Source organism: Actinoplanes sp. NPDC023801 (assembly GCF_040639655.1).
In the GTDB taxonomy this organism is placed as follows: domain Bacteria; phylum Actinomycetota; class Actinomycetes; order Mycobacteriales; family Micromonosporaceae; genus Actinoplanes.
Genome location: NZ_JBFAAI010000002.1, coordinates 588,008 through 602,167, shown reverse-complemented (window position 1 = coordinate 602,167; position 14,160 = coordinate 588,008). Strand labels below are relative to the sequence as shown.

Annotated in this window: 14 protein-coding genes and 2 pseudogenes; 7 read left to right on the top strand and 9 right to left on the bottom strand. The window is 70.3% G+C overall.

Going from position 1 to position 14,160, the window contains the following annotated elements; all coding sequences use genetic code 11:
- Both AB0G04_RS07200 and AB0G04_RS07195 read right to left on the bottom strand, forming a co-directional pair.
- A pseudogene (locus AB0G04_RS07200) lies at positions 1-75 on the bottom strand (sigma factor); the annotation flags it as partial.
- Positions 76-85: 10 nt separating this feature from the next.
- Positions 86-1,528, bottom strand: coding sequence for a glycoside hydrolase family 43 protein (locus AB0G04_RS07195; RefSeq protein WP_360977837.1), 1,443 nt, complete (start codon positions 1,526-1,528; stop codon positions 86-88).
- Between the two features lie 234 nt (positions 1,529-1,762).
- Here AB0G04_RS07195 and AB0G04_RS07190 point away from each other — a divergent pair, with 234 nt between their 5' ends.
- Complete coding sequence (locus AB0G04_RS07190) at positions 1,763-2,077, top strand: PadR family transcriptional regulator (protein WP_360977834.1); 315 nt, start codon at positions 1,763-1,765, stop codon at positions 2,075-2,077.
- Here AB0G04_RS07190 and AB0G04_RS07185 read toward each other — a convergent pair whose 3' ends face one another.
- Complete coding sequence (locus AB0G04_RS07185) at positions 2,078-2,923, bottom strand: glycosyltransferase family A protein (RefSeq protein ID WP_360977831.1); 846 nt, start codon at positions 2,921-2,923, stop codon at positions 2,078-2,080.
- A gap of 187 nt (positions 2,924-3,110) precedes the next feature.
- Here AB0G04_RS07185 and AB0G04_RS07180 point away from each other — a divergent pair, with 187 nt between their 5' ends.
- Complete coding sequence (locus tag AB0G04_RS07180) at positions 3,111-4,478, top strand: hypothetical protein (protein WP_360977828.1); 1,368 nt, start codon at positions 3,111-3,113, stop codon at positions 4,476-4,478.
- 146 nt (positions 4,479-4,624) lie between these two features.
- Here AB0G04_RS07180 and AB0G04_RS07175 read toward each other — a convergent pair whose 3' ends face one another.
- Together AB0G04_RS07175 and AB0G04_RS07170 are read right to left on the bottom strand one after the other, a co-directional pair.
- Entirely contained in the window at positions 4,625-5,377 is a 753-nt protein-coding gene (locus AB0G04_RS07175; protein WP_360977825.1) for an SGNH/GDSL hydrolase family protein, read from the bottom strand.
- 188 nt (positions 5,378-5,565) lie between these two features.
- Complete coding sequence (locus tag AB0G04_RS07170; RefSeq protein ID WP_360977822.1) at positions 5,566-7,023, bottom strand: NAD-dependent succinate-semialdehyde dehydrogenase; 1,458 nt, start codon at positions 7,021-7,023, stop codon at positions 5,566-5,568.
- 75 nt (positions 7,024-7,098) lie between these two features.
- Between AB0G04_RS07170 and AB0G04_RS07165 the strand changes: the two genes are divergently transcribed.
- Positions 7,099-7,974, top strand: a complete 876-nt coding sequence (locus AB0G04_RS07165; RefSeq protein ID WP_360977819.1) for a LysR family transcriptional regulator — start codon at positions 7,099-7,101, stop codon at positions 7,972-7,974.
- 136 nt (positions 7,975-8,110) lie between these two features.
- Here AB0G04_RS07165 and AB0G04_RS07160 read toward each other — a convergent pair.
- Positions 8,111-8,506 (bottom strand): annotated as a pseudogene (locus tag AB0G04_RS07160) (AraC family transcriptional regulator); the annotation flags it as partial.
- Between AB0G04_RS07160 and AB0G04_RS07155 the strand changes: the two are divergent.
- On the top strand, positions 8,483-9,349 hold the full coding sequence (locus AB0G04_RS07155; RefSeq protein WP_360977898.1) for an NADP-dependent oxidoreductase: 867 nt from the start codon (positions 8,483-8,485) through the stop codon (positions 9,347-9,349). The pseudogene AB0G04_RS07160 and the gene AB0G04_RS07155 sit on opposite strands and share 24 nt — an antisense overlap.
- A 6-nt stretch (positions 9,350-9,355) precedes the next feature.
- Here AB0G04_RS07155 and AB0G04_RS07150 read toward each other — a convergent pair whose 3' ends face one another.
- Positions 9,356-9,916: a Uma2 family endonuclease gene (locus AB0G04_RS07150; protein ID WP_360977816.1), complete on the bottom strand. Its 561-nt coding sequence runs from the start codon at positions 9,914-9,916 to the stop codon at positions 9,356-9,358.
- Positions 9,917-10,052: 136 nt separating this feature from the next.
- On the opposite strand from AB0G04_RS07150, the gene AB0G04_RS07145 reads away from it, so the two are divergent.
- Together AB0G04_RS07145 and AB0G04_RS07140 are read left to right on the top strand one after the other, a co-directional pair.
- Complete coding sequence (locus AB0G04_RS07145; protein ID WP_360977812.1) at positions 10,053-10,760, top strand: MFS transporter; 708 nt, start codon at positions 10,053-10,055, stop codon at positions 10,758-10,760.
- A 22-nt stretch (positions 10,761-10,782) separates the two neighbouring features.
- Positions 10,783-11,130 carry a hypothetical protein gene (locus tag AB0G04_RS07140; RefSeq protein WP_360977809.1) on the top strand — a complete coding sequence of 116 codons (348 nt, stop codon included), beginning with the start codon at positions 10,783-10,785 and terminating at the stop codon, positions 11,128-11,130.
- Here AB0G04_RS07140 and AB0G04_RS07135 read toward each other — a convergent pair.
- On the bottom strand, positions 11,127-11,411 hold the full coding sequence (locus tag AB0G04_RS07135; RefSeq protein ID WP_360977806.1) for a hypothetical protein: 285 nt from the start codon (positions 11,409-11,411) through the stop codon (positions 11,127-11,129). The two genes, AB0G04_RS07140 and AB0G04_RS07135, sit on opposite strands and share 4 nt — an antisense overlap.
- A 229-nt stretch (positions 11,412-11,640) precedes the next feature.
- Between AB0G04_RS07135 and AB0G04_RS07130 the strand changes: the two genes are divergently transcribed.
- A complete protein-coding gene (locus AB0G04_RS07130; RefSeq protein ID WP_360977802.1) occupies positions 11,641-12,345 on the top strand; it encodes a DivIVA domain-containing protein in 705 nt (234 codons plus the stop codon).
- 53 nt (positions 12,346-12,398) lie between these two features.
- Here the strand turns inward: AB0G04_RS07130 and AB0G04_RS07125 are convergent, their stop codons facing one another.
- Positions 12,399-14,033, bottom strand: coding sequence for a M28 family metallopeptidase (locus AB0G04_RS07125; protein WP_360977799.1), 1,635 nt, complete (start codon positions 14,031-14,033; stop codon positions 12,399-12,401).
- Between the last annotated feature and the right edge of the window lie 127 nt (positions 14,034-14,160).

The window sequence follows — 14,160 nt, the reverse complement described above, 5'->3', positions numbered from 1 at the left end:
GTCGACGCCGCGTTCGGGGTCGAACTTGTCGACGGCTTTGATGAGGCCGACGGTGGCGGTCTGGATGAGGTCGTCTCGGCGACGGTCAGCTCGTGACGCGGAACGTGGCGTCGGCCCGCTCGGTGGCGGTGCTGATCGGGTCGATGCGCAGCAGGTAGTTGTAGTGCCGCAGGTAACGGGTCGGGTAGTTGTACGACTGGAACGACGCCCAGGAGGCGTCGGCCAGCCCGGCGACCCGCCGGAACGTGGCGTCGGCGGCGAACGTCGAAGTGCCGTCGCTCGGGGCGAGCACCAGGTCGTACCCGTAGTGGCGCAGGTAGTGGCCCGGGAAGTTGACCGACTCGAACGACACGTACCCGGAGTTGTTGGCCAGGCCGGGCACCAGCCGGAACTGGGCGTCCTGGGCCGGGCTGACGTTCGCGTCGATCCGCACGTCCATGTTGGCGTGCCGGACGTAACGGGTCTGGTCGGTGTACGACTGGAGCCGGTTGACCGGAGTCGACGAGCCCCACTTGGCCAGCACCCGCGACTCCTCGGCGGCGGTGAGGTTAAGGATCGACCCGTGCCGCTTCTTGGTGACGCCGAGGCTGTAGTCGCTGCGGGTGGCGAAGTTCGCGGTGCTGCCCAGGTTGGTCGAGCGCACCGGCATGTAACCGCGGCCGGTCGCGTACTGGTCCACCCAGAGGTGCCACTCGTTGGTGCCGTTGGTCTGCGCCCACATCGGGCCCTCGACCACGTTGCCGCCGGTGGCGCCGTTGGAGATGCCCAGGCGCTGCAGGTCGCCGATCCGGGTCCAGCTGCCGAGGATCGAGTTGCTGCCCTCGATGGTGATCTGCCCGTCGGCCGACGCCCGGTAGTAGCGGTACCCGCCAAGGCTGTTCGGCACCTCGATGATCTGGGTGTCGATGATGCCCTGGCCGGTTCCCCGGTCGATGTAGAGCTGCGGGGCGGTCACGGTACGGAAGTCGCTGGTCCGGACGTACCAGATGCGGTGTTTGGTGACGCCGTTGAGAAGCGAGTTGGTCGCCCAGTAAATGACGTAGTCGTTGGTGGCCGGGTTCCAGATCGCCTCCGGGGCCCACGCGTCACCGGCGCCGGAGATGCCACCGGCCACGTTGATCAGCCGGGGAGTCGACCAGTTGACCAGGTCACTGGACTCCCACACGACCAGGCTCTTGCTGCCCCTGGTGGACGCGTCGCCCCAGGAGGTGCCGCTGGCGATCCGCAGGTCGGTCGCGATGATCCAGTACCGGTCGCCGTTGGGGGAGCGGACGATGGCGGGGTCGCGGACCCCCCTGGTGCCGACGGTGGACAGCAGCACCGGAGCGCCGTTGTTGAGGTCGGTCCAGTTGCGGCCGTTCTTGCTGTGAGCGAGGTAGATCTGTTCACCCTGGCTCTGCTCGCCGATGAAGTGGGCCATCAGGTAGCCGGTGAACGGGTCGAGGGCGCTGGCTGGGGCGGCCAGGCCGGCGACGAACAGGACGAAGGTGGCGAGGAACGCGCTGATGCGACTGAGAACTCGGGGCATCGGGACTCCGATTGTTAGCGCTAACGCACGGGGGAATGTTTCGAAGTGTTGATGCCCGTAACTTCCTTGTCAAGCATTGGCAACCTCAGCCTGCCCGCACCGCTGTCTCGGCGCGATCCAGGCAGCGGTGCGGGCCGGCTGGCCAGCCGGTGCAGGTGCCCGCGGCCGTAGCTGCCGCGCAGAGCGAGCCGATCAGCGACTTGACCCTATGTAGAGTTCCGATAGAGTGGCCGGATGCGGATCACGATCCCGACGGCGCGGATTCTCGCCGCGTTGCTCGCCGAGCCCGACGCGGACCGGTACGGCCTGGAGCTGATGCAGGCGACCGGCCTGGCCAGCGGCAGCCTCTACCCGATCCTGCATCGGCTGCAGGACGCCGGCTGGGTCGAGGCGCGATGGGAGTCGATCGACCCGGCCACCGAGGGCCGGCCGGCGCGCCGGTTCTACCGCCTCACCGCCGACGGCGTGGTCAGCGCCCGGCAGTCGCTCGCGGAGCTGCGGGCCCAGACCGCCGTCCCCGGCGTCGTCGGCAGCCCGAAGACGGTCTAGCTAGTCGCAGACCCCGGACATCGGATTCTTGCGGGCCACCACCACCGGCAGTGCGTGCCTGCGCTGGTGGCTGGCATGCAGCCAGCGCATCACCGGATACATGACCAGCAGGAAACGGGCGGTCATCCAGGCCCGGGCGTACGAGCCGCGCCGCAGCCGGCCGATGTGCTGGGCGTACCCGCGCTCGGTCATCAGCAGGTAGTGCCGGAACCCGGCGAAGTCCCCCTTCACCCGCCGCGACGACGTCCCGGCCACCAGCCGCCGGGCGTACCGCACCGAGAAGCCGCCCTCCCGCAGGTGCAGACCGAGATCCAGGTCCTCGTGGAACCGTTCGTCGGCGCAGAGCGTCGCGGCCACCGCCTGCCAGATCGGCCGGCGGATCGCCATGTTCGCCCCGAAGATCCAGTCGAGCCGGCCGTTCGGCACCGTCCACATCCCGCGGATCAGTGCATCGCCTCGGGCCGCCACCCGCGGCATCGTCACGTCGTAGTAGCGGACCGGCCCGGTCGCGGCGTCCACCGACGGATCGCCGAACGTGGCCTCCACCTCGGCGAGATGCCCTTCCGGCAGCCGGGTGTCCGCGTCGATCCGCACGATGACGTCACCGGTCGCCGCGTTCAGGCCACGATTCCGGGCGTACTGAACACCCTGCCGTGCTTCGTGCAGCACGATCACATCCCTGGCGAATTCCCGGAGGATCTCCGCCGTACGGTCGGATGAATTGTTGTCGACAACGATCACCTCGTCGACGGCCCGCGACTGTGCGAGAACAGCACGCAGGCAGGGGCCGATCATCGTTTCTTCGTTGTATGCGGGAATGACGACAGAAATGCGCAGCCGGCCCATGGCTCCTCCAAGGATCCTATTGACCAGCATGATTTACCGCAGGTGGGGAAGGGTCAACGGACGGTGGTTGACAGCCGGGTGGCAGTTTGATGAGCGGGCGGAAACCGGTAAGGTCGGTCGATGCGCCGATCGCGGCGTGCCATTTAAGTCGCCCCTAAGAAAAACTTAAACAAACGAGGAAAAGGACATGAGAGCCCTGCGCGCGGCCTCCGTCGCCGTACTTGCCGCTTTTGCCATGGGAGCGTGCTCAACGTCGTCGGATGAACCGGTCGATCCCGCGCCGGGTCAGCAGGTCGCGGCCGGTTCCTCGCTGCCGCCCGGCGCCTCCGCCGGACCGTCCGCGGCCCCCTCCGCCTCCTCCGCCTCCCCGGCGAAACCGGCCGCCTCCGCAGCCACCGCCGGCGCCTGCGCCCGCAAGGTCGCCGCCGCTCCCGCCGTCAAGATCACTGAGGTGCGGCTGCCGGCGAAGGTCGTCGGATACGGCTCCGAGGGCGACACCGACAAACTGCCGATGGCGATCGCCGCCCGGCCCGACGGCGGCTCCTGGCTCGCCTGGCTCGGCACCGGCGGCAAGGTCCACCTCGGCCGGCTCGGGTGCGACGACAAGCTCGCCGGCACGCCCACCAGCTTCGCCGGCATCGACCTGCAGGACGTCCAAGCCGACGCGAAGGGCGGCGTCATCCTGCTCACCCGCAAGGGGAACTGCGGCGGCGGCAAACTGTGCGGCGGCACGTCCAGCCCGTGCAACACCATGCACATGATCCGTTTCGACAACAACGGCCAACTCGTCTGGGAACGCCAGGTCACCAACCTGACCGGCGGCCGCACCGGTTACGACGACGGTGCCCGCTTCATCTGGTGGTACCAGCACCACGGCCGCCTCGCCACCAACGGGTCCGACTGGGCCGCCTACTTCGGCGTCGCGATCACCGTCAGGAACGGTGCCTGCGTGGACGTCCACCAGGGTGACCGGATCCAGGTGGTGAACGCTGACGGCAAGCTGCTGAGCGGCCACCGGGACGCCGCTGAGGTCGGGTGCAGCCACGCCTGGAACTCACGCATCGTCTGGGATCCCCGCACGAAACGCTTCGCCGCCGTCTGCGCCACCGACAACGAGTGCCGGATCGCCCAGCCCGACCCGTACCGCACCGTCGCCACCGGCACCTGCGACGGCACCCTCTTCGGCGGCGACCTGGTCCTGGCCGAGTCCAAGGGCTACTGGACGGCGTGGAGTCAGGGCGGCAAGGTCCGCCTCGAACGCTTCAGCACCGGCAGGTCCACCACCACCGTCAAGACCGGCATCGCCTCCGCTCATCCGCACCTGGTCGGCTACGGCAGCGGCCGCATGCTGCTCGCCTGGCAGTCCGGCTCCGGCATCGCCGCCCAGGTCTACGACGCCGGCACCGGCAAGACGGTCGGCGGTCGCCTCGGCCTCGCGGTCAAGGACCACTCCTACCAGGCCTTCAAGTCGTACGCCGACGGCAGCGCCGCGTACCCGGCAGCCGGCAGCTCAACCTCGGCGATCAAGATCGCCCGAGTCCTCCCGCAATCCTGATCGCTCCGGCGCTCCCACCCGGCTGTGCGCGGCCGTTGTCGCGGACGTGTTGAGGCAGCGGTGCGCGCCAGCCGGGCTTCCCCGGCTGTGCGGTGCTGCTGTCTCGGGTGAGTTGAGGCAGCGGTGCGGGCCGGCCGGGGTGGGTCTCAGGCGGTGATGGGAGTCCATGTGGCGAACTTCGGGAGGCGGTTGTCGCCTGAGGACCGGCCACGCAGCCGCCGGTTGATCCACGGGAGGACGTGCTGCCCGTAGTAGCGGGCCTCGTTGACCAGGTGGAAAGCCGGCCCCGGGCCGGGGTCCAGAGCGTGCGGCGGCATCGGGTGGCCGAGGGCACCCAGCACCAGGGAGGCCACCCGCCGGTGACCGGCCGCGTTCAGGTGCAGGCGGTCGACTGACCAGTACACCCGGCGGCGCAGTTCGACGTCGCGGAAGCAGTCGACGAACGTCACGTCGTAGCGGGGCAGCAGGTCGGCCACGGCGGCGGTGAGGATCTCACCGCGCTGCCGGAACGTGCTGCCGAACGGCAGGTGGTCGGAGGGATCGGCGCCGCTGAGCACGACGAGCCGGACACCGCTGGAGACGCAGCGCTTGACGGCGTGCTCGGTCAACTGGATGAGACGGTCCAGGGAGACGCCACGACGCAGCATGTCGTTGCCGCCGCCGTTGAACGTGAGCAGCGTCGGAGGCGGGGAGAGCGCCAGGGCGGCCTCGAGCTGATCGTTGACGATCGGCTCGAGCAGGCGGCCCCGGATGGCGAGGTTCGCATACTCCACCGGACCGCCGGCTATCTCGGAGAGGCCGGCCGCGACCAGATCCGCCCAGCCGCGCTCGGTGCCGTCGGGCAGGGTGTCCCCGAGGCCCTCGGTGAAGCTGTCGCCGATCGCCACGTAGCGCGTCATGTGGTGCTCCCGCTGATGAAACCGTCCGAGATCCGCGTAGACGCTAACCGACCGAACGGTCGCAAAGCCAACCATCCCGGCGGCGACCTGCGTCACGAACGACCGGTCCGCTGCGGCGGGAAACCGCGGCAGGGAGACCATGGTGGGCGACCGTGGCCGACCGGTGGCGGCGGGGGACCGCGCCGGAACTAGGCGGGCCAGTCCACGCTCAGGTACCGGGTCTCCTGGAACTCGCGAAGACCGTCCCGGGCGCCCTCCCGCCCCAGGCCGCTCTGCTTGACGCCGCCGAACGGTGCCGACGGGTCGGAGACGAGGCCGCGGTTGATGCCGACCATGCCGGCTTCGATCGCCTCACCGAGGCGCAGGGCACGGCCCAGTTCGCCGGAGAAGACGTACGCCGCCAGCCCGTACTCGCTGTCGTTGACGAGTTCGAGCAACTCCTCCTCGGTGTCCCAGGTGGTGATGGCCGCGACCGGCCCGAAGATCTCCTCCTGGAGGATGGCCGCGCCGGCGGGGACGTCGACGAGGACGGTCGGTGGGTAGAAGTGGCCGGGCGCGTCCGCATCGGCGGCCCGGTGGCTGATCCGGGCGCCGGCCGCGACGGCCTCCTCGACGGTCCGGGTGACCCGTCGCAGCGCGGCCTCGCTGATCAGCGGCCCGATGGCGGCACCCCCGGCGGCCGGGCCGACGGTCAGCTGCTCCACGGCGGCGCCGAACCTCTCGACGAAGGCGGCGGCGACGGCGGAGTGGACGTAGAACCGGTTCGCGGCGGTGCAGGCCTGGCCGCCGTTGCGGAACTTGGCGATCATCGCCCCCGCGACGGCCGCGTCCAGATCGGCGTCGTCGGCGACGATGAAGGGCGCGTTGCCGCCGAGTTCCATCGACGCGTTGACGACCCGGTCGGCGGCGTGCCGCAGCAGCAGCCGGCCGACCGCCGTACTGCCGGTGAAGGAGATCTTGCGGATCCGCTCGTCGTCGAGCCAGGCGCCGACGACACCGGACGAGTCGGTGGTGGTCACCACGGTGATCACCCCGTCCGGCAGGCCGGCCTCGGTGAGGAGGCGGGCGACGGCGAGTGCGGTGAGCGGGGTCTCGGCGGCCGGTTTGACGACCGCGGTGCAGCCGGCGGCGAGTGCCGGACCGATCTTGCGGGTGATCATCGCGGCGGGGAAGTTCCACGGGGTGACCAGCGCGGCGACACCGACAGGGCGATGGGTGACGAGGGTACGGGTGCCGCCCGCCGGTGACTCCCCGAAGTCGCCTCCGGGCCGTACCGCCTCCTCGGCGAACCAGCGGAAGAACTCGGCCGCGTACGTCACCTCGCCGGCCGCGTCGGACAGGGACTTGCCGTTCTCCCGGCTGATCAGCGCGGCCAGCGAATCCCGGTCGCGGATCATCAGCTCGTACGCCCGGTGCAGGATCTCCGACCGCCGGCGGGGTGCGGTCCGGGACCAGGAGCGGAAGGCGGAACAGGCGGCGTCGGCCGCGGCGCGGGCGTCGTCGGCACCCTGATCCGCGACGTGCGCCACCACCTCGAGGGATGCCGGGTCGATCACGGCGAAGACCGGTGGGGTGGTGCCGACGACCGCGGAGGGCGGGGAGCCGGAGGGCCCGGTGGCCGGTCCGCGCTGTTGCTCGATGCTCACACGGTTCAGTCTCGGGTCCGCGACCATGCCCGTCCATTACCGTTGTGGCAGCTTGACTATGCCGGGGAGGCATGAATGGAGCTGCGGCATCTCCGCTACTTCGTGGCGACCGCCGAGACCGGAACCGTCAGTGGCGCGGCGACCCGGCTGCACCTGACCCAGCCCGGACTGTCCCGGCAGCTGCGCCAGCTGGAACGGGACCTCGGCGTGCCGCTGTTCGACCGCTCCACCACCCGGCTGGAACTGTCGACGACCGGGCGGGCGCTCCTTCCGCAGGCCCGTGACCTGTTGCAGCGCGCGGACGCGTTGCGGGTGGCGGCGGCCTTCCACGCCAACGGCCGGCTGGAGAGGCTGACCATCGGGGCGCCGACCGTGACGCTGACCGACGTGATCGCCCCGTTCATCGCGACGCTCGCGCCGGACGACCCGATCATCGATGTCCTGAGCGCCGACGGTCTCTCGCCCGGAGAGGTGCTGCGCAGCGCCGATCTGGCGGTCGGGACGATCCGGGCCGCGCCACCGTTTCGTCAGGTTCCGCTCGCGGTGCTGCCGGTGTGGGCCTACGTGCCCTCGGGGCATCGGTGGGCGGAGCGGGCGGCCGTGGCTCTGACCGAGCTGAGGAACGAACCGCTGATCCTGTTGCCCGCCACGTTCACCGCGCGGCAGGCGATCGACACGGCATCGGCCGGCGAGCCGTACACGTCGGTCGTCGAGGCCGCCAACGGAACCGTGGCGCAGGCGCTCGCCGCCGCCGGCCGTGGCATCGCCGTCGCCTCCGACGACCCCCGGTTCGGCTTGCGGCCACTCGCCGTCGAGACCGGCGGCGGCCGGCTCTCCATCCGGCTCCGTGCGGTCTGGGACACCCGCCACGCCGCCGCCGGGACTTTGGAGCTTTTCGCCGCCCGTCTCGGCGGCTTCATCCGCGACCGCTACGACGCCCCCGCCTCCTGAGGCGTACGTGTCCGCGAAGGAATGTCGGGGGATCTCCGATGCGGCCGCGGCATGGATCGCGATGAGGCGCTGGCCCGGCTTACCTTGACCGCCGACCTGCGGCACGGCTGGAGGCCGGCGAGTTCCGGCTCCTCCATCAGCCGCTGACCCGGTACCGGCCCGGCGACACCCCGAAACGGCGCTTGAAGGCCGTCGCGAACGCGAACTCGGACCCGTATCCGACCCGCGTGGCGACCCCGCCGACGGTCAGGTCGGTGCTTCGCAGCAGCCCCGCCGCCACGGTCATCCGCCACCAGGTCAGATAGGTCATCGGCGGTCGCCCGAGCAGGCCGGTGAACCGGCGGGCGAACGGCGCCCGGGACAGCCCGCCCTCGGCGGCCAGGGCGGCGACCGTCCAGTCCCGGCCCGGTTCGCGATGCATGGCCCGCAGCGCCGCGCCGGTCACCGGGTCGGCCAGCGCCGCGGCCCAGCCGGCCGGATGGTCGCCGGTCAGGCAGGTACGCAGCAGGTGCACGAGCATCGTGTCGAGCAGCGCGTGATCCGCCTCGACCGGATCCCCCGGCCCGTCCCGGGACCCGGCGAGGTACTGCTCCGGGTCGCCGCCACGACGTTCAACCCGTCCGAAGCCGGGTTGCGCCAGGGGCTGCTGCGGTCGATCGTGCCGCTCGCCCTGCCGTACACGATGGGCCTCGACGTCGCCGGAACCGTCGCCGACGGTGACCGGACCGGCCGCCGGGTGGTCGCGCGCCTCGACGGGGGAGCCGCCGCCGACTACGCCGTGGCCCCCGCGGACCTGCTGGTCCCGGTGCCGGACACGGTCGCGCTGGAGGACGCGGCGGCCCTGCCGATCGCCGGTCTCACCGCCTGGCAGGCCGTCTTCGAGCACGCGAAGGTCACCGCCGGTCATCGAGTGCTGATCAACGGCGTCGGCGCGATCGGCCGCTACGCCGTCCAGCTCGCACGACACGCGGGCGCGCACGTCGTCGCCGTCGCCACTCCGCGCAATCTGACGGCTGCCCGGGAGGCGGGAGCCCACCGGGTTCTCGCGGCCGGCGCCGTCACCGGTGCGCGCCTGGAACCGGTCGACGCGCTGATCCACCTGGTCCCGGCCGCCCCGGAACACGCGGCCCTGCTCCGCCCCGGCGGCATCCTGGTCTCCGCGACCACCCCGGCCGATCAGCTCCCGCCCGGAAGCGTGCACTTCATCGTCCGCAACGACACCGCGGACCTCGCGGCCATGCTCGCGCTGGTCGCCGCCGGCACGATCCGCATCGACATTGCCGCCCGCCGCCCTCTGACCGGCCTGGCCGCCGTCCACGCCGAGGCCGAGGCGGGTCACTTGCCCGGCAAGACGCTCCTGCTGCCCACGGCGTGACGGCGGTCAGGCGGCGAGCTGATGATCCGCCGGTGTGGTCTGCAGAAGCCAGGCCAGGGGCATCTTCGCGGTGACTTCGTAGGAGCCGTCGGAGCCTAGGGAGTGCAGTGTCACGGTCTGCGCGACGTCTCGTTCGACCAGCCAGTACCGGGGGATGCCCGCCGCGGCGTACTCCTCCGTCTTCACGGTGCGGTCGGTGGCGGCGGAACCCGGAGAGATGATCTCGACGGCGAGCAGGAGGTCGGCGATCGGCAGCCAGACGCCGCGCCCCTGCGGTGTCGACCAGACCGTGAGGTCCGGAATCCGGCCGCCGTCCCCGGCAGGCCCTCGGAGCCTGATGCCGACCGCTTGCAGAAGCTGCTCAGCCGGCCACCCGGCCAATGCCAGCCAGACCAGCAGCCGGCTGGCGATCGCGGCATGTTCGGAGTCGGGCGGCGGCACGACGGTCAGCGCTGCCTCAGGGCTCAACTCGAACCGATGGCCATGCGGATCGGCGGCATTCATGGCGGCAAGATCATCGAGCGTTACGACCGCGGGAAGATGCCTGCCGAACGACTCAGCGCTCACCCCTCCATCCTAGTCATCGGCGGAGCAGCCGCCGGGACCGTCGTGCTGCCGGAGGCGAGCTCAGCGGCCGCGATCATGACTGCCGGCCGGGTGGTGAGGTCGGCGAGACGGAGGCGATGGTCGATATCGTGGCGCCATGGGGAGCCGGATGGTGCCGTTGCTGGCACTCGCCGCGGCGGCGTTCTGCTATGTGGCCACCGAGACGATGCCCATCGGCATTCTGACGCTCATCGCCGGAGACCTGGGCGTCTCCGCCCCGGCGGCAGGTCTCCTGATCACCGGGTACGCCGTTCTGGCCACCGTCACCACGCTGTCGGTGGCCGGGTTGTACGCCGCTTTCACGTACACCGAGATCCTGTTGACGGCGGTGACCGGCTTCGCGGCCGCCGCGGTGGCCCCGCTGCTGCTCGCGCGGGGAGTCGCGGACTTCGCGGGCATCGCCGCCGGCGGTTACGCCAGCGACCGGTGGCAGCGTGGCGCCGTCACCGGGTCGGTCGCGGTGCTCGCCGTCTCGCTGCTGGCCATGTACGCGACCGCCGCCTCCCGTCCGGTGACCGCTGTCCTGCTGGCCGTCACCGGGTTCGCGATCGGCGCTCTCACCCCGGCACTGCAGAACCGGGTCATGGAGGTGGCACCGGGCGGCACCGAGATGGCCTCGGCCGGCAACTCGGTGGCCTTCAACATCGGGATCGCGGCGGGTTCGCTGCTCGGCGCCGCCGTACTGCAGGAGTCCGGTGCCCGTGCCACCGCGCTGGCCGGCGGACTGCTGTCGGCGGCCGCCCTGCTCCTGTTCCTGGCCGAGCCGCTGATCGCGCGGCGTACCCCCGAGATGATCCGTACGTGATCGTCCTGGCAAGCTTTCGGACGTGGAAGCACTGCGGCTGATTCTTCTCCTCATTCACCTGGTCGGTTTCGCCCTGTTGCTCGGCGGCGCCGTCACCCAGCTCCTGTCCGGGAAGATCCGGATCAACCCGGCGGTCCTCTGGGGCTCGATCATCCAGCTCGCGAGCGGCATCGCCCTCTCCGCGCCGTTGCGCGGGGGCGGCGACGACGAGCCCGACCCGATCAAGCTCGGCGTCAAGGCGCTGATCGCCGTGCTGATCTTCATCATGGTCTTCATCCCGCGTAAGCGCGACGAGGTCAACCGGGGCCACTTCATCGGCATCATCACACTCACCGTGGTGAACGCCGCCGTCGCGGTCTTCTGGAGCTAGCCCTCCTCGGCGGGCTTGCAGTACTCCAGCCAGCCCGCGTCGAAGCCCCGGTCGAAGCCGAGGGTGTAACCGCGGACGTAGTCGGTGACCTCGAAGGTCTGTGCCCGGACCGGTTTGGCGCAATCGGCCCGGGCGGCCTCCAGGCCCGAGTCGAAGCCGTCCTTATAACCCTGTTTGAACTGCCGGCCATCACCGGGAGCGGCGACGGCCGGTGCCGCGGTGACCGGAACCAGCCCGGACACCGCCAGCAGGAGCGCCACGCCGCATCGTTGCGCCTTCATGATTTGCAGAATCTACGCGCCCGGCCGGCCCGCTGTGCGGGGAACGGAAGAACCCGCGGATAGGTGTGATGCGGACGGCGGGGACGTGCGCGTCGCCCCGGGCGCCGGTAGTCTCGGTCGGATTCTTGCGGGTAGGAGGCCCGCTAGATCATGCCCACGGCAGGGGCACTGGGCCGTTGCGTAGGATTTCTGGCCGCACGACCCATACAGAGGGAATCCGAGGAGCACGATGCCGCTCACTCCAGCAGACATTCACAACGTGGCGTTCAAGAAGCCGCCGATAGGGAAGCGCGGGTACGACGAGGAGGAGGTCGACGCCTTCCTCGACGAGGTCGAAGCCGAGCTGACCCGTCTCCTGGAGGAGAACGGCGCTCTCAAGGACACCCTCCAGCGTGGTGGGGGCGGTGGCGGCGGTAACCCGGCCGCGACCATGGTCCTGAACAACGAGTTCGCGGACCTGGCCGCCCAGCTGGAGCGCCTGCAGGAGGCTCGGGCCCGGGCCGAGCAGAACGCCCGCAACGTCCAGTCGCAGCTGGAACGCGCCCGCGCCCAGGCACCGTCGGGTGCGATGCCGACGCTGTCGGCCGGCGACGACGACCGCAACTCGCGGGTGCTGATGATGGCCCAGCGGACCGCCGACGAGCACATGCGCGACGCGCAGCGCGAGTCCGAGTCGCTGATCAGCAACGCCCGGGACAAGTCCGACCAGCTGGTCAGCGAGGCCCAGATCAAGGCCGCGACGATCGAGGCGGACGCCCGGCGCAACCACACCGAGGCGATGGACAGCCTGGTGGAGAAGCGTGCCAGTGCCCTCGACGAGATCGACCGGCTCGGCCAGCTCGCCACCAGCTACCAGGAGGCGCTGACCAACCACGTCCAGCAGCAGCTGATGGACCTGACGGCGGCCCCCGAGCCGGGCGGACGCGACATCTGATTCCGGTACGACGACGGCCCGCCCCCAGCCGGGGACGGGCCGTCTCGCTGTTCCTAGGACTCCGGGTGGTGGATGTGCTCGTCGCCACCGTCACCGGTGTTGAAGGTGCCCTGCGGACCGGCCGGGGCGGGCAGCTTGAACGGCTTGCCGGGAACCGGCTTACCCTTCACACCGTTCACCGACTCGGTCGAGAAGGCGTAGGTGAGCTGGGCGAACGCGATCAGGTCGCTGTTCACCTCGAGAGCCTTCAGGTCCAGGTTGGTGATGTCGTCGCCGACCTGGTGGTAGTTCGGGTCGAACGACTCGCCGGCGGTGCCACCCCAGATGGCCGCCTGCTGCTCGGTCTTGACGACCTCGGCGCCGGTGAACAGGCCACCGGACGGGATGCCCGCCTCGATGAACGCCTGGTAGTCGCTGCGGCCGGAGAACTCGGCGTCGTCGTACGGCAGCTTCTTGTGGGTGTAGTACGACTCGAAGAGGTCCTCGATCGCGGTGGAGCCTTCCGGCACCACGACCGGCGCCGGGAACGACGACTGGTCCGCGTCGTACACCTGGAAGATGTAGTTCGGCGAGCCCACCATGTCGTAGTTCAGGTACAGCGCGATCTTGTCCTTCTCCGCCTGCGGCAGCTCCGCGACGTACGCCGCCGAACCGAGCAGACCCTCCTCCTCGGCACCCCACCAGGCGAACCGGATGGTGTTCTGCGGCTTGGTCTTCGCCAGCGTCAGCGCCGTCTCCAGGATCGCGGCGGAGCCGGAGCCGTTGTCGTTGATGCCCGCACCGGCGGTCACGCTGTCCAGGTGGGACCCGGCCATCACGACGTTGTTCTTGTTCTTGCCGGGCAGTTCGGCGATCACGTTGACGTCGGTCCGCGTCTCCGACGGCAGGATCCGCACGTGCGCGGTCGAGCCGGCGGCGGCCAGGGCCGCGCCGGTGGCGAAGCTGGCGCCGACCACCGGGACCGTGACGTCCGGGTTGTCGCCGAGGGTGCCGACGATCAGGTCCTCGCGGGTCGGGTCGTTGCCCTGGTTGAAGATCACCACGGCTTCGGCGCCGGCCGTCTGGGCGTTGCGTGCCTTGATCACGAAGTCACAGCTGCCGCGCTGGACGAGGGCGATGTCGGCCGTACCGCTGAAGTCCAGGCCGGTGAAGTCCTCGGCCTCGCAGCCACTCGTGCTGGCCCGGTCACCGGTCAGGTTGACGTCCACCGGGACGACCTTGCCGGTCACGTCGCCGGGGGCGCTGTTGGTGAAGGCTCCCGTCTCGTACGACGCGGCGGCCGGGGTGATCTGGTTCAGGACCGCCGGGAAGACGAACTGGAACTCGAACGGGTCCAGGGTGACCTTGTAGCCGGCCTTGCGGAGGAGCCCGGACACGTACTTGACGCTGTCCGCGTATCCCTTCGTGCCGGCCGCGCGGCTGCCCGGGTAGTAGGAATCGTTGTTCCGGTCGGCGATCCGCTGCAGGTTCTTCAGGTGCCCCATTACGTCGTCCAGCGACACGCACTTGAGAACTTCGGCGTAGGTGTCGTTGGTCTGCTTGGCACACCGGTCGCCATGGCCGTGGCCGTGGCCACCACCGGCGGTGGCGGCGGTCGCCGGGGCGACGGTCAGCACGGTGGCGATGGCCGCCGTGCCGAGGGCCCTGAGCGAACGGCGCCGGGTTGGCGCCACGTCGTCGTGACTCATCTACGGTCTCTCCTGTCCAGTTCGGAACTGGGATCACCGTAGAAGAAGGTCGGTGTCGATGGCCACCGGCTGAAATCGGTCCGTCACGAGTGATAAGCGGCGACAGGTCAGACTTCGGGCGGAGGTA